This is a genomic window from Mesorhizobium sp. P2_D5 (genome assembly GCF_056404355.1).
Genome location: NZ_JBFUEE010000001.1, coordinates 85510 through 104204, shown reverse-complemented (window position 1 = coordinate 104204; position 18695 = coordinate 85510). Strand labels below are relative to the sequence as shown.

At 64.0% G+C, this 18695-nt stretch carries 18 protein-coding genes; 9 read left to right on the top strand and 9 right to left on the bottom strand.

What is annotated here, in order from left to right:
* Nucleotides 1-24: 24 nt before the first annotated feature.
* From AC1DYW_RS00555 to AC1DYW_RS00545, 3 genes are read right to left on the bottom strand one after another with little or no spacing between them, the layout of a single operon-like run.
* The gene (locus AC1DYW_RS00555; protein ID WP_477224747.1) at nucleotides 25-3372 is read right to left on the bottom strand and encodes an error-prone DNA polymerase; all 3348 of its coding nucleotides are present in this window, start codon (nucleotides 3370-3372) and stop codon (nucleotides 25-27) included.
* Complete coding sequence (locus tag AC1DYW_RS00550; protein WP_477224746.1) at nucleotides 3369-4844, bottom strand: DUF6504 family protein; 1476 nt, start codon at nucleotides 4842-4844, stop codon at nucleotides 3369-3371. Before AC1DYW_RS00550 ends, AC1DYW_RS00555 begins: the two co-directional genes overlap by 4 nt.
* Complete coding sequence (locus AC1DYW_RS00545; protein WP_477224745.1) at nucleotides 4786-5820, bottom strand: ImuA family protein; 1035 nt, start codon at nucleotides 5818-5820, stop codon at nucleotides 4786-4788. The genes AC1DYW_RS00550 and AC1DYW_RS00545 overlap by 59 nt, the downstream gene beginning before the upstream one ends.
* A 183-nt stretch (nucleotides 5821-6003) precedes the next feature.
* Here AC1DYW_RS00545 and AC1DYW_RS00540 point away from each other — a divergent pair, with 183 nt between their 5' ends.
* On the top strand, nucleotides 6004-6426 hold the full coding sequence (locus tag AC1DYW_RS00540) for a metallopeptidase family protein (RefSeq protein WP_095084388.1): 423 nt from the start codon (nucleotides 6004-6006) through the stop codon (nucleotides 6424-6426).
* Nucleotides 6427-6680: 254 nt separating this feature from the next.
* Here the strand turns inward: AC1DYW_RS00540 and AC1DYW_RS00535 are convergent, their stop codons facing one another.
* Both AC1DYW_RS00535 and AC1DYW_RS00530 read right to left on the bottom strand, forming a co-directional pair.
* Nucleotides 6681-6887, bottom strand: coding sequence for a DUF1737 domain-containing protein (locus tag AC1DYW_RS00535; RefSeq protein ID WP_477224744.1), 207 nt, complete (start codon nucleotides 6885-6887; stop codon nucleotides 6681-6683).
* 50 nt (nucleotides 6888-6937) lie between these two features.
* Nucleotides 6938-7828 (bottom strand): HpcH/HpaI aldolase/citrate lyase family protein, encoded by an 891-nt coding sequence (locus AC1DYW_RS00530; protein ID WP_477224743.1) that lies wholly within the window; start codon nucleotides 7826-7828, stop codon nucleotides 6938-6940.
* Between the two features lie 294 nt (nucleotides 7829-8122).
* Between AC1DYW_RS00530 and AC1DYW_RS00525 the strand changes: the two genes are divergently transcribed.
* Genes AC1DYW_RS00525 through AC1DYW_RS00510 form a run of 4 tightly spaced genes read left to right on the top strand, consistent with a single transcriptional unit; the run spans nucleotide 8123 to nucleotide 13156 of the window.
* Nucleotides 8123-9661, top strand: a complete 1539-nt coding sequence (locus AC1DYW_RS00525) for a DUF4153 domain-containing protein (protein WP_477224742.1) — start codon at nucleotides 8123-8125, stop codon at nucleotides 9659-9661.
* 3 nt (nucleotides 9662-9664) lie between these two features.
* A complete protein-coding gene (locus tag AC1DYW_RS00520) occupies nucleotides 9665-10357 on the top strand; it encodes a response regulator transcription factor (RefSeq protein ID WP_477224741.1) in 693 nt (230 codons plus the stop codon).
* Nucleotides 10348-11949 (top strand): ATP-binding protein, encoded by a 1602-nt coding sequence (locus tag AC1DYW_RS00515; protein WP_477224740.1) that lies wholly within the window; start codon nucleotides 10348-10350, stop codon nucleotides 11947-11949. Before AC1DYW_RS00520 ends, AC1DYW_RS00515 begins: the two co-directional genes overlap by 10 nt.
* Before the next feature lie 40 nt (nucleotides 11950-11989).
* A complete protein-coding gene (locus AC1DYW_RS00510; RefSeq protein WP_477224739.1) occupies nucleotides 11990-13156 on the top strand; it encodes an NAD(P)/FAD-dependent oxidoreductase in 1167 nt (388 codons plus the stop codon).
* Nucleotides 13157-13393: 237 nt separating this feature from the next.
* Here the strand turns inward: AC1DYW_RS00510 and AC1DYW_RS00505 are convergent, their stop codons facing one another.
* The 4 genes from AC1DYW_RS00505 to AC1DYW_RS00490 all read right to left on the bottom strand — a co-directional run bounded on the left by AC1DYW_RS00505 (nucleotide 13394) and on the right by AC1DYW_RS00490 (nucleotide 15202).
* Nucleotides 13394-13885, bottom strand: coding sequence for an SRPBCC family protein (locus tag AC1DYW_RS00505; RefSeq protein ID WP_477224738.1), 492 nt, complete (start codon nucleotides 13883-13885; stop codon nucleotides 13394-13396).
* Between the two features lie 40 nt (nucleotides 13886-13925).
* Nucleotides 13926-14372, bottom strand: a complete 447-nt coding sequence (locus AC1DYW_RS00500; protein WP_477224737.1) for an SRPBCC family protein — start codon at nucleotides 14370-14372, stop codon at nucleotides 13926-13928.
* A complete protein-coding gene (locus AC1DYW_RS00495; protein WP_064987727.1) occupies nucleotides 14372-14683 on the bottom strand; it encodes an ArsR/SmtB family transcription factor in 312 nt (103 codons plus the stop codon). The genes AC1DYW_RS00500 and AC1DYW_RS00495 overlap by 1 nt, the downstream gene beginning before the upstream one ends.
* Nucleotides 14684-14776: 93 nt before the next feature.
* The gene (locus tag AC1DYW_RS00490) at nucleotides 14777-15202 is read right to left on the bottom strand and encodes a GNAT family N-acetyltransferase (RefSeq protein WP_457152364.1); all 426 of its coding nucleotides are present in this window, start codon (nucleotides 15200-15202) and stop codon (nucleotides 14777-14779) included.
* 148 nt (nucleotides 15203-15350) lie between these two features.
* Between AC1DYW_RS00490 and leuD the strand changes: the two genes are divergently transcribed.
* From leuD to AC1DYW_RS00470, 4 genes are all read left to right on the top strand, one after another.
* Nucleotides 15351-15956 (top strand): 3-isopropylmalate dehydratase small subunit, encoded by a 606-nt coding sequence (leuD, locus tag AC1DYW_RS00485; RefSeq protein ID WP_184872662.1) that lies wholly within the window; start codon nucleotides 15351-15353, stop codon nucleotides 15954-15956.
* A 63-nt stretch (nucleotides 15957-16019) separates the two neighbouring features.
* Nucleotides 16020-16880, top strand: a complete 861-nt coding sequence (locus tag AC1DYW_RS00480; RefSeq protein ID WP_477224736.1) for a hypothetical protein — start codon at nucleotides 16020-16022, stop codon at nucleotides 16878-16880.
* A gap of 262 nt (nucleotides 16881-17142) precedes the next feature.
* The gene (locus tag AC1DYW_RS00475) at nucleotides 17143-18072 is read left to right on the top strand and encodes a hypothetical protein (RefSeq protein WP_457152367.1); all 930 of its coding nucleotides are present in this window, start codon (nucleotides 17143-17145) and stop codon (nucleotides 18070-18072) included.
* A gap of 235 nt (nucleotides 18073-18307) precedes the next feature.
* Complete coding sequence (locus AC1DYW_RS00470) at nucleotides 18308-18691, top strand: RidA family protein (RefSeq protein ID WP_457152368.1); 384 nt, start codon at nucleotides 18308-18310, stop codon at nucleotides 18689-18691.
* The last annotated feature ends 4 nt before the right edge of the window (nucleotides 18692-18695 follow it).

Genomic DNA, 18695 nt, shown 5'->3' with positions numbered 1-18695 from the left:
CTGGCGGGACAGCGCCCTCCTCTGCTACTGAAAATTGCGTCCCTTGGGCATGACACTTTCCGCCTCTTCCGACAGCGTTGCGAGGTCCGGTCGGATCGCCGCGTTGCGTGGCGCGGGGTCGCGATCCGTACCGCTGACGGGGTGTTCAGCAGGGCCGGCGACTGTCAGGTTGGCCTGGCTGACCTTTTCCAGGAGCACAGTCAGCCAGGGGGTCAAATCCTCGATCTTCTCGGCGACGATATGGATGACATCCGATTCCGACTGCAATTTGCCGGTGACGCGGACGAACCTGGCGCCCATGATGACGGGCCGGTAGCGGTCGAAGGTTCTCTGCCAGATGATGATGTTGGCGACGGCCTTGTCGTCCTCCAGCGTCAGGAAGATCGCGTTACCCTTGCCGGGGCGCTGCCGCACCAGCACGAGGCCGGCGACCGAGACACGCCTGCCATCGCGCACGGATGGCAATCCGGCATTGGGCGTGACGCCGGCCCGGTCGAGTCGCTCGCGGAGGAAGGCGACCGGATGCGCCTTCAGCGACAGGCCGAGCGAACGGTAGTCATGGATGACATGCTCGCCGAGCGGCATTTTGGGCAGCTTCGTCTCCGGCTCCAGCTCGCGCAGGCGGATCGCCGGCTGGTCGAACAGCGGCAGCTTTTCGGCAGCACTCCTGCCGTCGAGCGCGCGCACCGCCCACAGTGCTTCACGACGATCAAGGCCAAGCGAACGGAAGGCGTCGGCCTGCGCCAGCTTTTCGATCTCGTCGACATCGAGGCCGGAGCGCAGCCAGACATCCCTGACCGACTCGTAGCCTGAACCGCGCCGCTTGACGAAAGCGTCCATGCGCTCCTCCGACAGGCCCTTGATCTGGCGGAAGCCGAGCCGCAGCGCATGATTTGTCTTGATGACACCACGCATTTCGGCATGGCGTGGGAGGATGCGGTCCGGATCGAAAGATGCTTTCTCCAGAGTGGAGTCCCAGACCGAGAAATTGACGTCGACGTCGCGGATGTCGACGCCATGGTCGCGCGCGTCGCGGACGAGCTGGGCCGGCTGGTAAAATCCCATCGGCTGCGAATTCAGGATCGCGGCGCAGAACACGTCGGGGTAGAAGGTCTTGAACCAGCAGGAGGCATAGACGAGCAGGGCGAAGGACGCGGCGTGGCTTTCGGGAAAGCCGTATTCGCCAAAACCCTCGATCTGCTTGAAACAGCGCTCGGCGAAGTCCTTCGTGTAGCCCTTACCAATCATGCCGTCGATCATCCGCTGGCGGTAATTGCCGATGGTGCCGGTGCGCTTGAAGGTTGCCATGGCGCGGCGCAGTTCGTCGGCCTCCCCCGGCTTGAAACCGCCCGCGACGATGGCGATCTTCATCGCCTGTTCCTGAAACAGGGGCACACCAAGTGTCTTGCTGAGGATCGCCTCCAGCTCCGGCTTTTGATACTCGGCCTTTTCCTTGCCTTGCCGTCGGCGCAGGTAAGGATGAACCATGTCGCCCTGGATCGGACCCGGCCGCACGATCGCCACCTCGATGACAAGGTCATAGAAATCCCTTGGCTTGAGACGCGGCAGCATCGACATCTGGGCGCGGGATTCGATCTGGAAAACGCCGAGCGTGTCGGCGCGGCAGATCATGTCGTAGACCTGCTTATCCTCCGGCGGCAGGGTGGCCAGCACATAGGGTTGGCCATATTTATCCCGCGCGTTTGGATAGTGATCCTTAAGCAGGGCGAAAGCACGCTGCAGGCAGGTCAGCATGCCGAGCGCCAGCACATCCACTTTCAGGATCTTCACCGCGTCGAGATCGTCCTTGTCCCATTCGACCATCTTGCGCTCGTCCATCGCCGTCTTGACGATGGGCACGATCTCGTCCAGCCGGTCCCTGGTGATGACGAAGCCGCCGACATGCTGCGACAAATGACGGGGAAAGCCCATGATCTCGTTGGAGCGCTCAATCACCAGTCTTGCCAGCGGGTCGGCGCGGTTGATGCCGCCAGCGTGCGCTTCCTTCTCGCCAAGTTCCGAGGTCGACCAGCCCCAGATCGTGCTCGACAATGCGCTTCTGACATCCTCGGAGAGGCCCATGGCCTTCGCCACTTCGCGCAAGGCCGAGCGGCCGCGATAGCTGATGACGGCGGCGGCGAGTGCGGTGCGCTTGGCGCTGTATTTCGTATAGATGTACTGGATGATGGTCTCGCGTTTCTCATGCTCGAAGTCGACGTCGATGTCGGGCGGCTCGTTCCTCTCCTCGGAAATGAAGCGCTCGAACAGCGTGTCGATCCTGTCCGGCCCGACTTCGGTGATGCCGATGCAGAAACAGACGATCGAATTGGCGGCCGAACCGCGCCCCTGGCAGAGGATGTCCTGGTTGCGGGCGAACTTGACGATGTCGTAGACCGTCAGGAAATAGCGGGCGTAGTTCAGCCGCTCGATCAGAGCGAGCTCTTCCTCTATGCGCTTGGTCACGGACGCAGGCACCCCCGCCGGATAACGATTGGCTGCCCCCTCCCGCGCCAGCCGCTCCAGCTCGGCCTGCGGTCCGAGACCGGACTCCGTCGGCTCGTCGGGGTAGTTGTACTGGAGGTCGCTGAGCGAGAAGGTCAGCTCCTGCGCAAAGCGCAAGGTCTCGGCCAGCGCCTGCGAATGCCTGCGGAACAGGCGCGCCATCTCCATCGGCGGCTTCAGATGGCGCTCGGCATTGGCGGCCAGCTGCAGCCCCACCTCGGCGACGGGCGTGTTGAGGCGGATCGCGGTCAGCACATCCTGCAGCGGGCGCCGCTCAGTCGTGTGATAGAGAACGTCGTTGGTCGCCATCAGCGGAATGCCGGCATTTTCGGCAAACGCCGCTGCCTGCTCGATCCGGAAACGGTCATTGCCCGCATAGTCCGGCGAAACGGCCAGACGGAGATTTCTTCCGAAACGATCCTTGAGCTGGCGAAGCAAGGCGAGACTGTCTTCCGCCCCTGCCGTCAGATCGGGCAGGACCGCCAGCGACATCAGATCCCCCCATTCAAGCAAGTCGCTGCGCTGGAGAAGGGTGGCGCCCTTTTCGTTCTCGTCGCGCAGATTGGCTTGCGTCAGCATACGGCAGAGATGCCCCCAGCCCTTGCGGTCCTGCGGATAGGCGAGAATGTCAGGGGTGCCGTCACCGAAAACCAGCCGGCAGCCGGGATGGTAGGAGAGCGTCTCGACCTTGGCCTGTTGCCAGGCGCGCACCACGCCGGCCACCGTGTTGCGGTCGGCAAGTCCGATCGCGGAAAAGCCGAAAAGCTTGGCGGCGACCACCAGTTCCTCCGGCTTGGAGGCGCCGCGCAGGAAGGAGAAATTCGACTGGATGCCGAATTCTGCATAGGGAATGACGGTCAGCGCATTCATGCGAAGACCCCATGCAGGAACCAGCGTGGCGGCACCTGGGAGCCGCCATAGAGGCCTTGCCGGTAGAGCCAGTAGCGGCGGCCGTCGGCATCCTCGATGCGAAAATAGTCGCGTGTCGATGCCGCCTCGTCGCTCGCGGCCTCGCGCCACCATTCCGCCGCGATGCGTTCCGGTCCCTCGGCACGCGTCACCCTGTAGAGCGCACGCCGCCAGCGGAAGTTCAGCGGCGGGCCCTCCGGCATTTCGGTGGCCGGCACCTCGATGGGCTCGGGCGAGCGGAACAGCCGGATCGGCCGTTCCGGCGGGAAGATGGTCATCGGCGCCTGCATCCGGTCCGGCTTCTTCGGCGGCGTGGTCCGGCGCGGGGCCTCGGTGAAGGGGATCGTGGCGACGGCGCGCTCCGGCAGATGGCTTTCCACGGTGACCGGTTGCATGACCGCGCCCTCGCCGAGCCGGGCGCGGATGCGGTCGGCGAACAGCGCGATATCGGCGCCGTCATCGGTCACTTCGCCGGCAAGGTCGGCCTGCTGCATGTCGAAGCTGGCGGCCGACAGCACCGAGAGCCGGACGAGATCGAAGCCATAGCCGGCATCGATATCCTGTTCGAGCGCGGCCAGCCTTTCATGGAACAATTTCTGGATCAGCGGGGGTTCGCGCATCGGTCGCGAGGTGCCGATGGCGATACGGCTGACGGCGCCGTCGACGCGAAACAAAAGCAGCGCCAGCATCCTGGCGCCCTCGCCACGGCGCTCGAGGTCGGTCTTCAATGCCGCCGCCAGCATGCCCACCAGCTGCTCGATGTCCTCGGTCAGGGTGACGGGCTCGCTGAGGTGACGTTCGACCGAAAGCGGCGCGACGGGAAGGCGCGGCGACACCGCTTCGTCGAGACGGCCAAGCGCCTGGTCGAGGCGCAAAAGCAACGAGGCGCCGAAGCGGCGGGCAAGCGGCGCGCGTGGTGCCGCCATGACGGCGCCCGCCGTGCGCAGGCCGACGCTTTCCAGGCTGGTGCGGGTCGCCGGCTCGATGCGCAGGGCTGCCAGCGGCAAGGGTGCGAGCAAGGCTTCCTCCTCGCCGCCTGCGACGATGCGGTCACTGGCAAAGCGTGCCGCCGCCCAGGCCGCCCCTGGTGTCGCGGCAAGCCCGGCGCGGACATCGAAACCCTGATGGAAGAAGCGCGACAGGATGTCGTCCAGCATGGCGCGTTCGCCGCCGAAAAGATGGGTGCAGCCGGTGACGTCGAGAAACAGGCCGTCCGTTGCGTCCAGCGCCACCAGCGGGGTGTAGCGGTCGCACCAGTCGGCAAGGCCTTCGAGCAGGCGGCGGTCGCCCTGCGGATCGGCCTCGACGATGTCGATCGACGGATGCATGGCGCGCGCATCGGCGATGCCCATGTCGCGCTTCAGGTGCAGCGCCTCAGCCCGCTCGTCGAGGGCCGAGATACGCTGCGCGTTGCCCTTGCGGTGGCTGATCACCAGCGGCAGGTGATCCGACGGCCGGGAACGCCAGGACCGCCCCAGACGCTGCCGGAGGATCCTTTCGACCGCGAGATAGGGAAACCACAGCGACAGGATTCTTTGCTCTTTCCTCGCCCCTTCTTTCGTCGCCCCATCTTTCATCGAATGCGCGTTCATCGGGGTTCCACTCCAGTGTGAATTGTCCAGGCAGAGCCGTGCGGCTCTTGCCGATGGTGAGGGTGAAGGCCGGGCGGCCGATCGAGCCGGCGAGCGGCCCGACGATGGTGTCGCGCGGCACCGCCGATGCCGACGCGACGATGAGACGAACGGGTGCGGCCGTCGGTTCGGGCTCGGCAGCCTGCCGCAGCAGGAACACCGGCCGGCCGGCACTCTGTGCCCGGGCATGCAGCCGGCGCGTCGCGGTCAGGTCGAGCCGCTGCGGATTGCCGCGGATCTCGAGGATGACGGCGGCGAGCGCCGTCATCCGGGCGGCCTCCTCGGCGACCCACAGCGCATCGACAAGTTTTGGCGCCTCGGAAAACAGCAATTGCTCGGGTTCGATGCCGAACGAGGCATGAAGCCCCCTGGCATAGGGAAAGCCGGCCTCGCGAAAAATCTCCGATGTGCCGATCCAGAGCACCGGCAACCCTTGCGTCTGCTTGAGGATCAGGCTTGCGAGCGACAGAGCGAAGCCGGCGACGGCTCCGGCATCGCGGGTTTCAATGCCATGGATTTCGCTCAAGGCGGCTTTCGGCAGGCCGCCGCTCAGGGCGGCATCGAGCCGCTCGACGCCGGTGGACAGGAACGCATCCGGCAGCGCCGTGGCAACGCCTCGGCGGACAATCGTCACATCGATGCTGGGGCCGGCGTCGACGCGAACATCGGGAGCCGCGGCGGCCGGCGCCTGCAGGCGCTCGGGCAGCGTTCCCTCGATCTTCGCGATCTGGCGGCGCAGGGCAAAAACAGTCTCCCGCGCCACGGCGGTCATCGCCATGACGGTCAGCTTTCACTCACAATTGTTCCTGTTATGTTCCTATAGATTCCAGAGGGTGCTGGAAGAGTCAAGCGGAGTCATGGGGAATTTATTCCTGCCCGGGGCTTGTCGGAGGCGTGGGCCACCCCCGCCATTTGCCGATTGCGGCGCGAAAGCCTATATGCCGGGATCAAAGGACACAGCATGGCCCGCATCTACAAGACCCGCAGCTGGCACGACGAACTTTCGCCGTCGATGGAGGAAATGGAGTTCCTGGCACTGGAGGCTTACGCCCATCTGCCGGAGGATTTTCGCAAGCTGACCGGCGAGATCGTCATCCAGATCGCCGAGTTCCCGACCGACGAGATCATGGACGATCTGTCGCTGGAAACGCCCTTCGACCTGCTCGGCCTGTTCGAGGGACGCGGCATCGCCGAGCGCTGGAATCCGCAGACCGGCGAAGGCCCGAACCGTATCACGCTCTACCGCCGCGCCATCCTCGACTACTGGGCCGAAAACGAGGAAACGCTGGGCGACATCGTCACCCACGTGCTGATCCACGAGATCGGCCACCATTTCGGCCTGTCGGACGATGATATGGAGAAGATCGAAGAGGCGGCTGAGTAGAACGTCAGAGGCTTGCGCACAGCGGTAAGGAACTGGCGTCTCATTCCTTCGCGCCCCCTTCTGGCCTGCCGGCCATCTCCCCCTCAAGTGGGGAGATTGGCAGTTTCAACCTCCGCTCCTTTTCTTCCACGCTGAAAATTAGCGAAAGCCGTCCACGACATCCGATCTCCCCCCTTGAGGGGGAGATGTCCGACAGGACAGAGGGGGGCGCTGTCCCGCCAGCGTGGGGGCTAGCCGTATACCAATCGCCAAGCCTACCAATCACTCAGCTTGGTATCCGGCCCATATTCCTGACCGTCGATATCCTTGACCACGGCCTGGCCGCAGCGCATCGTCTTGGCCTCCTTGTCGAAGGCATAGGTCGGCGAGCCGAACAGGTGCCAGCCCTTGTTCAGCGCCCCAGTCACCTTGTGGCAGAAGCTGGCATCGTCAGGGCCAGTGAGAAAGCGGTAGAGTTTCATCCGTCAATTCCTGTCGTGAGTGCCCAAAGCCCGCGAGCATCAGGCTGGTATCATGCGCCGATGGCCGCCGCCTTCGCCAGCAATTTTTCAGCTTGCGCCAGGTGCAGCCTCTCGACCATTTTTCCATTCAGCGCAATCACGCCCTTGCCGGCATTTTCCGGAAGCGCAAAGGCATCCTTCACCAGGCGTGCCTCGGCCACGGCTTTTGTGGACGGCGCGAAGGCCAGGTTCGCCGCTTCGATCTGGGCCGGATGGATGAGGCTCTTGCCGTCGAACCCCATGGCCGCCGCTTCCGTGCATTCATGGGCGAAGGCGTCGAGGTCGCGGAAATCGTTGGAGACGCCGTCGAGAATGTCGAGGCGGCCGGCGCGCGCGGCCAGCACCATCTGCATCAGCCACGGCACGAGGTAGCGCCGGTCAGGCGTCGCCGACACGCCGGTGCCGTTGAGCAGGTCGTTCGTTCCGGCAACGAAACAAGCCAAACGCGAAGCCGGATCGCGGCCAAGTTCGGCAATGGCGCCGATGTTGAGCAGCGCCTTGGGCGTCTCGATCATCGCCCACAGTTTCACGCTGTCGGGAGCAAAATTGTCGTCGAGCACATCGCCGGCCTCAAGCAGGTCGCGCGGCGTGTCGACCTTGGGCAACAGGATGCCGTCGGGCTCGCAGCTAGCGACAGCCAGCAGGTCGTCGGCGCCCCATTCGCTGGCCAGCGCATTGACGCGCACCACCATCTCGCAGCGGCGGCCAAGGTGGTTGGCAACTGGGCGGTTGGCGAAGATGTCGGCCAGCTTTTCACGCACGGCGATCTTGTCGGCCGGGGCGACGCCATCTTCGAGGTCGATGATGACGGCATCGCAGGCAAGCTGCGCGATCTTGGCCAGCGCCCTGTCGTTGGAGGCCGGGATGTAGAGCACCGAACGGCGCGGACGATAGGTTTCCATGGCTGATCTATGCCGTCTGTGGATGGTCGAGGCAAGTCGTCTCCAGCCATGCACGAAAACTGCACACGCCTGCGGAAAACCTCCTCGGATCCGCCCCGCAGTCTCCCTGCCGGCCTGCGAAACAGGCGGCATGCAAAACCGAGCAAAACCCCGTTGGTCCCTTCCTTACCGGCTGCGTAGCGAGGGCTGGTGGCTGGTCGATCCGCCACGCGCGAATCCCGTGGCGATCCTCATCCCTTTTGCCCGCAAGTGCCCGCCGACCGTCTGGCTGGAAGCCGTCAGGAGGGCCAGGTCATGACAGCATTCTTCTCCGCGGCACCGAGCTATTGCGCCCGCTTCGGTGTTGCAGTGCTGCTGGTCGCGCAGGCGGATTTTCTCTTTTACGGCCAGCCAGCCGGCATCACGGTTTTCCTGTTCGCGATCCTGATTGCCGCCGCCGTGGTGGCCCTGCATCCCGCCGCCTTCAGCGACGGCAGGCTGTGGATCAAGCCCACCGCGCTGCTTGTCGCGCTGCTGCCGCTCGCTGAAAATGTCAGCACGCTGTCGGTATCGATCGCGCTTGCGGCCCTGGTCGTCTTTGCGCTTTCGCTGAGCGGTCGGTTGCGCCATCGCATCGCCCGCATTGCCGGCCAGATCGCACTGTTCGGGCTGGCGGCGCCGTTCCGGTTCGCCAACGACTTCATCCGCTGGCGCAGGACGGCGCGTCGCTTAGGACGGCGCCGCGTCCGGATGGCAGCGATCGCCGTCTGGATCATGCCGCTGACGCTGGGCGCCGTCTTCCTGGCGCTGTTCGGCGCCGCCAATCCGGTCATCGACTACTGGCTGTCGCTGGTCGACCTTCTTAAGCTGCTCGATCTCATCCAGCTCACGAGGATTGCCTTCTGGCTGTTCGTGCTGGTCTGTGTCTGGGCCTTTCTGCGGCCACGCCTGCCGCGTCTGGTTCGTCGCATCCCTCGCGCGACGCCGGCGGTGGTCAGCACTCAAGCTGAGAAAATCACTACCATCGAGGATATCCTGTTCGGCAAACCCGCCATCCTGCGCGCGCTTGTTGTCTTCAACATCCTGTTTGCGCTGCAGACCGGGCTCGACGCCACCTATCTGTGGGGCGGGGTGGCGCTGCCCGATGGGCTGAGCTATGCGGCTTACGCGCATCGCGGCGCCTATCCCTTGATCGTCACCGCGCTGCTTGCCGCCGGCTTCGTGCTGGCGGCGCTCAGGCCGGGAAGCGAAACATCGGGGGATCCGCTCATCTGCCGGCTGGTCTATGCCTGGGTGGCGCAGAATATCATGCTGGTCATCTCGTCGATCCTGCGGCTCGATCTCTATGTCGGCATCTACGCGCTGACCTACTGGCGCATCGCGGCTTTCGTCTGGATGGGGCTGGTGGCATCAGGTCTTGCGCTGATCATAGCCCGCATCGCGCTCGGAAAATCCAATGAATGGCTGTTGTCCGCCAATCTTCTGACGTTATCTCTGACGCTTTATGCCGGCTGTTTCATCAATTTCGCCGCGCTGATCGCCAATTACAATGTCGACCACTCCCTCGAAATGACCGGCCAGGGCATCTCCCTCGACGCCTGGTATCTGCGCTCGCTCGGCCCGGGTGCGTTTCCGGCAATGGATCGCTTCCTCGATCATCAGAGTCGAGCCGCCAACAATTCGGTCTTCCGCGAACTGGCAGGGCGGCGCGGCAACGACGAAGACTGGTATCGAACCGTTCAGGAAAACTGGCGGGCCTGGAGCTTTCGCGACTGGCGCCTGCTTCGCTATCTCGACAGCAAGGGGTCGCTCGTGCTTCCTCAGCCTTCGCAACCTTCCTTGCCGGGCCGCTGACCGATGCCGCATCACATCCTCGTCGCCGACGATGACCCGCATATCCGCGAGGTGATCTGCTTCGCGCTGGAAAAGGCCGGCATGAAAACGCTTGGGGTGGCCGACGGCGCCGCCGCCTTGCAGGAGATCGGACGCCGGGCGCCGGATCTCGTCGTGCTCGACATCGGCATGCCGGAGATGGACGGGCTGGAGGTCTGCCGGCGGCTGCGGCACACATCCGACGTGCCGGTGCTGTTCCTGTCCGCGCGCGACGAGGAGATCGACCGCATCCTCGGGCTCGAAATGGGCGGCGACGACTATGTGACAAAACCGTTCAGCCCGCGCGAGCTGGTCGCCCGCGTCAACGTCATCCTGCGGCGCGCCCGCCCGGTGCTGCCCGAACTGGCCGACGACAGGCAGTTCGCGCATGGCAAGCTCGCTTTGGCGCCGGCCAGCCATGCCGCCAGTTTCGACGGCAAGCCGCTTGCCCTGACCGGGATCGAGTTCTCCATCCTGAAAGGATTTTTGGCGCGGCCGACGCATGTACTCGACCGCGACGCGGTGATGGCAAACGCCTATGCCGCCAACATCCATGTCGCCGGCCGCACCGTCGACAGCCATATCCGCAACATCCGCGCCAAGCTGGCGGCGGCGGGTTGCCTGGATGCCATCGAGACCGTGCATGGCGTCGGCTTCCGGCTCGGCCGATGCGGCTGACGGCCTCCCGCAAATGGATCGGTCGCAAATGGCGGCCGCGCCTTGCCACGGTCGTCGTTGCCATCCTGATCCTGGTGATGGCACTGCCGCTGGTCGGCCTGTTCTTCTTCCGGCTCTACGAGAACCAGTTGATCCGCCAGACCGAAGCGGAGTTGATCGCGCAAGGTGCCGCCATCGCCGCCATCTATGCGCAGGACGTGCGCGATGCCGGCATCCCGCCGGAAAAACTCGGCGCGCCAATGCCGCGGGCAAACGCGGATGCGAGCCGCAGCGTCGATCCCGACCCTCTGTACAGGCCGATCGAGCCGCAGCTCGATCTCGCTTCCGACACCGTGCTGCCGACGCGGCCGGCGGCGATGCCTGCCACCATCGATCCCGCCTTCGCCGCCATCGGCGCGCGCCTGTCCGGTGTTCTCGATGCCACGCAGAAAACCACGCTGGCCGGCTTCCGGCTGCTCGACCCCACCGGCGTCGTCATTGCCGGACGTGGCGAGGTCGGGCAATCGCTTGACGGGGTTGAAGAGGTGCGCGAGGCCCTTGCCGGCCGCTATGCCAGTGCGCTGCGGCTGCGCATTCCCAACCAGCCGGCGCCACCGCTCTATTCGGTCAGCCGAGGCACCAAGGTGCGTGTCTTTGTCGCCCTGCCTGTGGCCATAGACGGTAAGGTCGCCGGCGTGGTCTATGTGTCGCGGACGCCCAACAACATCGTCAAGCATCTCTATGGCGAGCGCGGCAAGGTGACCCTGGCGGCAATCACCATCCTCGGCGGCACGCTGCTCATCGGCCTGGTCTTCCTGCGTACCGTCAGTCGGCCGATCTATGCGCTGATCGACCGCACCCAGCGCATCGCCGCCGGCGACCGCCAGGCCATCAAGCCGCTCGACCACCACGGCACCTATGAAATGGCGGAGCTCTCCGCCGCCTTCCTCGACATGGCGGAAAAGCTGCAGGCGCGATCGGACTCGATCCAGACCTTTGCCACCCATGTCTCGCATGAGCTCAAATCGCCGCTGACGGCGATCCAGGGTGCGGCCGAGCTGCTGCGCGATTCCGGTTCGGCGATGGACCAGGCCGAGCGGCAGCGCTTCTCCAACAACATCGTCACCGATGCGGGGCGGCTCAATCTGCTGGTGCGCCGGCTGCTCGACCTGGCGCGGGCCGAGAATCTGGCGCCGAGCGGTGAAAGTACCTCGATCGGCGCAGCGCTGGCACTGCTTCCTGTAGACAACAGGCTGGCGGTTCGTGTCGAGGCCGGCGGCGAGATCGGTTTGCGCATATCGGCTGAGAACGCGGCAATCGTGCTTGCCAATCTCATCGACAATTCGGCCAGGCACGGCGCGACGCAGGTGTCGGTCACGGCGGGGAGTGCCGGCGGCAAGGCGACCATCCTGGTCAGCGACGACGGCGCCGGCATTTCGCCGAGCAACCGGGCGCGCATCTTCGAACCATTCTTCACCACGCGCCGCGATTCCGGTGGCACCGGCATGGGCCTCGGCATCGTGCTGGCCCTCCTGAAAGCGCATGATGGTATGATCCGGCTGGTTGACTCCGAACGCGGCACGCGCTTCGAGATTATTTTGCCTGCCGCGTGACTCCCCAATCAGCGGCTCGAACCGGAAAGGGCATAAAAGCGTGCGCTACGACATCGTCATCATCGGCGGGGCCATCGTCGGCTCCTCGATCGCTTATTATCTGCGCGAAGAAGGATTTTCCGGTTCGATCGCGCTGATCGAGCGCGATCCGCAATTCGCGCACGCGGCAACGACATTGTCCTGCGCGTCCATTCGCCAGCAGTTCTCCATCCCGGAAAACATTCGCCTGTCGCAGTTCACCCTAAAACTGTTCCGGCGGCTGAAGGAAGAGTTCGGCACTGACGCCGATATCGGCTTTCGCGAGGGCGGCTATCTCATCCTGGCCGGCGAGAACGGCTTGCCGATCCTGAAAGCCAATCACGAGGCGCAGATGGCCGAAGGCGCCGATATCGTGCTTGAGGACGCAGATGCGCTGGTGCGCCGGTTTGCCTGGCTGTCGGCCGAAGGTATCACCGCAGGCGCCTATGGTCGAACTGGCGAAGGCTGGTTCGATGCGCATGCGATGCTGATGCTGTTTCGTAAGGCCCTGCGCAGCAAGAAGATCGATTTCATCACCGCCGATGTCACCGGCATCGAGCGGCAGGGCGATCGCGTCACCGGGGTCAGCCTCGACAATGGCGAGACGGTCGAAGCCGGCATCGTCATCAACGCCGCCGGGCCGAATGCGGGCAAGGTGGCCGATATGGCGGGGCTGGCGCTGCCGGTCGAGCCGCGCAAGCGCAATGTCTTTGTCTTCGAGGCGCGCGAGAAATATGCCGACATGCCGCTGCTGGTCGATCCCTCGGGCATCTATGTGCGGCCGGAAGGCTCGGTCTACATCACCGGCGGCGCCGAGCCGGAAGAGGGCGACGGGCCGGCCGATCCCGCCGATTTCGAGCCCGACTGGCCGCTGTTCGAAGAGGTCATCTGGCCGGTGCTGGCGACCCGTATTCCGGCCTTCGAGGCGATCAAGCCGACGCGCGCCTGGGCCGGCCACTACGACTACAACACGCTCGACCAGAACGCGGTGATCGGCCCGCATCCGCAGGTGACGAATTTCCTGTTCGCCAACGGCTTTTCCGGCCACGGCCTGCAGCAGGCGCCGGCCGTCGGCAAGGCGCTGGCCGAGCTGATCGTGCATGGCGGCTACCGCACGGTGGATTGCTCGGCGTTTGGCTATGGCCGGGTTGCGGAAGGGCGGGCGTTCAGGGAATTGAATGTGATTTGAGGTGTTAGGCGTTGGGAACATGCCGTTCCCGCCGAGTTCCCGCCCACCCCCCTCTGGCCTGCCGGCCATCTCCCCCGCAAGTGGGGAGATCGACAGCTTCGACGCCGCGTCACCCCTGTCACGTTTCGAGATTGGTGACAGCGATTGAGCGTGTAATCCCCCTCCTTGCGGGGGAGATGGCCGGCAGGCCCGAGGGGGTGCTGTCCCGCCGACATCAAATGCACCGCCACCAGTCGGCTAAGCCGCGGCCAATCTCCCAGCGTCAAAATACGCCTGCAGCCAGCTCAGCACCCTGCCCCAACCCTCGGCATGCTCGGCCGCCGCGTCGCTCAAGCCGGCAAAACCGCCATGACAGATGGTGACGCGCGTGCCGGTGGCGATCGGCTGCAGCAGCCAGGCGACCGTGGTTTGCCGCCGGCCAAGCGTGGGATGGTCCCACTCATAGGCCCGCGTCTGCACGATCCGGCGCGGCGCCTCGATGTCGAGAAAGTCGCCGCTCGCTGGCAGGTCCCGGCCGTCAGCCGTTCGAACTGTGACCTTCCAACGGCCGCCGATGCGAAGATCGGCCGACCAATCGACCATCCGGTAGGTGTCGGCGGACCCCCACCAGCGCTCGACCTCGTCCGTGACCAGGGCGCGGAAGATCCGCTCGGCGGGTGCGCCGATGTCGGCGCTTGCCATGACGGTCTCGCCATTGGTCATGCTGTGGACGACAGGGACATGCAGCATAGGTGCCTCCAAAAGTTTGTTTCGCTGCCGAAACCAAGCTTCACCCCTTTGATGGCGGGCGCTCGAAACCCTTGCCGGTCTCGAGCAGGCTCTTGAGGCTCGCCAGCACCAGCGGCCAGCCCTTGGAGACATTCGGGATCAGCCGGTGCGGGCCGTCGGCCTCGTGGGTGACGGCAAGCTTCATCAACTCGCCGTCCTGTTCGATGGCGAAGGTGCAGCGCGTGTAGCCGTCTTCCTTGACCTCCGGCATCCATTCATTGCGCCATTTGATGACCAGGCGTCGCGGCGGGTCGATTTCGAGGATCTCGCCGCTGTCGGCGACGCTCCCGTCGGGGAAGATCAGTTTCCAGCTGGAGCCGACCTTCCACTCGCTCTCCTGATAGGAGCAGAGGAAGAACTGCCGGTTGAACTCCGGATCGGTCAGCGCCTCCCAGAGTTTTTCGGGCGTGGTGCGGATGTAGGTCACGTAAACGAAGCTGTTGCTCATCAGTCTTCCCTTTCGAGGCGTTTCTTCAGGTCACTCAATGCATCCAGCCGATGGCGCTCGAACTTGCCGATCCAGCGTTCGGCGATCTCGTTGATCGGAACCGGGTTGAGGTAGTGCTGCTTCTCGCGTCCCTTGCGGAGCGTGGTGACGAGATTGGCTTCCTCCAGGATCGCCAGGTGCTTGGTCACCGCCTGGCGTGTCATGTCCATCTCCGCGCACAGCGCGTTCAGCGTCTGCCCGTTCCGGGCATGGAGGTTGTCCAGCAATTGCCGGCGTGTCGGGTCGGCCAGGGCGCGAAAGACGGCATCCATGCTCATGATCTTAATATGCAACCATTTGGTTGCATGTCAAGAGGCAAGATTTCGCGCCGTTGGCCGCTGGATGCGATCACAGGGGAAAAAATGTCAGCGCTTGCGGGAGAACCAGAAGGCGTCAGGCATGCGCGTCATGCCGATGCGCTCATAGAAGCCGACGGCGTCGGGCATGGAGATCAGGCTGATGGCGACGGACGGTCCGAGCTGCCGGCGCGCCTCGTCCATCAGGCCTTTGCCGATGCCGAGCCCTTGCGCCGATTGGGAAACGGCGAGCTCGGAGATGTAGCAGACCCAGGAGAAGTCGGTGAGGGCGCGGGCAACGCCGATCAGCGGCTTGCCCTCCACATTGAGACGCGCCGTCAGCACCAGGTTGGCGCCCGACAGCATCGCCTGCAGGCGGGTGTCGTCATCGACAGGCCGTGTCTCGCCGAGGCCTGAGTCGACCAGCACACGGCGGAATTCGGCGATGTCGAGCGCGGGCTCGCAGGCATAGAGGACATGGGAGTTTTCTGCCATGACAACCAGACTGCACCATCGGGCGGTGAATTCGAAGCCGTTTTGCGCAGCCGGCCATCCTGCACAAACAGTTGCCTTTTATTTGCCCGCGGCTTTGTGTAAACCGTGCCTCAGCAATCCCCCCGAAACAAGAACACGGGCAAAAGCCATGGAAAAATTCACCAAGCTCACCGGCGTCGCCGCTCCCATGCCGATCGTCAATGTCGACACCGACATGATCATCCCCAAGGATTATCTCAAGACGATCAAGCGCACCGGGCTTGGCACCGGCCTGTTCGCCGAAATGCGCTACAATGACGACGGTTCGGAAAATCCGGATTTCGTGCTCAACAAGCCGGCCTACCGCAAGGCGCAGATCCTGGTCGCCGGCGACAATTTCGGCTGCGGTTCGAGCCGCGAGCACGCGCCGTGGGCGCTGCTCGATTTCGGCATTCGCTGCGTCATCTCGACCTCGTTCGCCGACATCTTTTACAACAACTGTTTCAAGAACGGCGTGCTGCCGATCACGGTCAGCCCCGAGGATCTCGAAAAGCTGATGGATGACGCCTCGCGCGGCTCCAACGCCACCTTGTCGATCGACCTCGAGGCTAAGGAAATCCGCGGTCCCGATGGCGGCGTGGTCGCGTTCGACCTCGACGATTTCAAGCGGCACTGCATGCTCAACGGGCTCGACGATATCGGCCTGACCATGGAAAAGGCCGGCGCCATCGCTTCGTTCGAGAAGAAAAACGCCGAACAGCGCCCCTGGGCCTGAAATACGCGGCCTGACCGCAAGGCCGCGCCGACGGCGAGTCTTCGGATAAGACGAGGACTTGTCATGACACGTTCGCTTGTTGCCGGCGCCTGCGGGCTGATGATGTCGATCCTGCTTCCGGCAACGAGCCTGTTCGCCCAGGCGCCTGTCATCGACCAGCAGGCGCCGATCCCGTTCGAGGGCGGTCAATTTACCATCACCCAGCAGGAGCCGGACGGCGAAAAGGTGCTCGCTTACGACGGCCAGAAGCTGGCGAGCAATTATGACGTCTTCTTCGACAGGATCGTCAACATCGCCGGCGCTGAAGTGGCGCTGGTCGATGTCGGCGACGGCAATATCGACCATCTCTGCGGTCCCCCGGTGATGATTGTGTGGAAGCCGAAAGGCGGAACGATCCAGGGCATCACGGTCGAGCAGGATGAGTGCGGCGCGCCGGCGTCGGTGACCGACAATGTCATCTATTTCGTCCCTTATCTGCTGCCGGGCGCCTCCAAGCGGGCGATGCAATGGTCGCCCACCGACGGGCTGACGATTGCGGGCAATCTCACCTACATGCCGGATCCCGGCACGGGCTGGAAAGATGTCGACGTGTCGAAATACGAGGACATGATCGACGCCTTCCACAACGAGGCGGTCTACAGGGACGCCGCGGCCCTGCTTGGCAACGACATGACCGTTCTGGCCGCCAGTTTTCTGGCCGCCGGCGGTACGAAAAGAACTGCGTCTGGCATCGTCTATTTCGACGGCTGCGCGCCGCACAATTGCGGCGGCAATCACGGTTTCATGGCGGTCGACGCGGCCAACCAAAAGCTCTATTTCGCCCGCAGCAGTGGCAAGCCCGTGATGGATGCATGGCCTCCGGTGCAGAGCTGGCCGGCCGAGGTCAAGGCGGCGCTGGACGAGGCGTTTGGCACGCTGCATTAGGTATATTGATATTCAGGTGATGCCGGCCTGCAAATGGCTGATACCTGCGCTTCCGGTGCTCACGTACCCAAACGTACGCTTATGGGAAGCCACCTTGTTTGGTCGCTTCGCGCCCGTCTTCGACTCCGGCTCGGCCTGACCTGAATCTCAACACACCTGACTCGTTCGAGAACACGGTTGGCCATCCACCTGGTGTGACTCAAAGCAACTGGTGTTTTGTTTCCGGAGCGATTGGCTATGATCCGACGAAATGGAGGATGTCATGACTCGTTCGCTTCTTGCCGGCGCTTGCGGGCTGGCGCTTCTTCTGCTGACCGGCGCTCATGCCCAGGCCCAGACGCAGACGCCCGCAGCGCAGCTGGCGCCCTCCGCCGAGAAACCGGCCACCGACCAAGGTACAGGCGCCGCCGATGCTTCCGACGACGACAAGCAGGCGCCTGTGCCATTCGAAGGCGGCCAGCTGACCATCACCCAGCCGGAACAGGACGGCGAGAAAGTGCTTGCCTATGACGGCCAACAGCTGGCGAGCAATTATGACGTCTTCTTCGACAAAATCGTCGAGGTCGGCGGTGTCAAGGTGGCGCTGTTCGATGTCGGCGATGGCGGCAATCAATGCGGCCCGGCCACGGTGATCGTCTGGAAGCCGGAAGGCGGCACCATCCAGAGCACGACGGTCGAGCAGGACGAGTGCGGCGCGCCGCCGTCGGCGGTGTCCGACAACGCCATCTATTTCGTGCCCTATCTGTTGCCGGGCGATGAGAAGCCGGCTTTGCAATGGTCGCCGACCGAGGGGCTGACGACTTCAGGCAACCTGACCTACATGCCGGAACCGGGCACCGACTGGAAGGACATCAATCCGGAGAAGTACCAGAACATCATCGACGTCTTCCACAACGAGGCTGTCTACAAGGAAGCGCAAAAGCTGCTCGGCAAGGACATGCCCGACATGGCGACCAGCCTGCTGGTCGGCGGCGGCACGGAAAAGACCGCATCAGGCGCCTTCTACGCCAGCGGCTGCGTGCCGCATGACTGCGGCGGCAATGACGGCTTCATGGCGGTCGACCCGGCCCAGCACAAGCTCTATTTCGCCCGCCGCGGCGACAATGGCCAGCCAAACGCCTGGCCGGCGGTAACGACATGGCCGGCCGATGTGAAGGAGGCGCTCGACAAGGCGCTGGGGTCGGCGAATTAGGATATATTGATATTCAGGTGATGCCGGCCTGCAAACGGCTGATACCTGCGCTTCCGGTGCTCACGTACCCAAAAGTACGCTCCGCTCCGGTTCTCGGAGCCCACCATTTTCGGCGCGGCCTGACCTGAATCTCAACATATCCTCCATCGTCGCGACAACAGCCAATCCCGTCTGGCCTATGGCAGGCCCGACCTGTTCCCGGCAAAATGATCGCCACAATGCTGCGAGGCACCCCATGCGAAAACTGATTTCCACCGGCTCGCCGTTCGAAAAGACCGCCGGCTATTCGCGCGCGGTGGTGCAGGGCGACTGGTGTTTCGTGTCCGGAACGACCGGCTATGACTATGCGACAATGACGATGCCGGACAGGGTCGAGGCGCAGACGCGCAACTGCCTGGCGACCATCGGCAGGGCCTTGCAGGACGGCGGCTTCGAGATGGCCGACGTGGTGCGGGCGCATTACTACATCACCGATGCCGCCTTCGTGGACATCGTCTTCCCGATCCTGGGTGAGATATTCGGCGACGTCAGGCCGGCGGCGACGATGATCGTTTGCCAACTCAACAAGCCGGAAATGAAGATCGAGATCGAAGTGACGGCGCTGCGGCGCACGGCATGAAGGG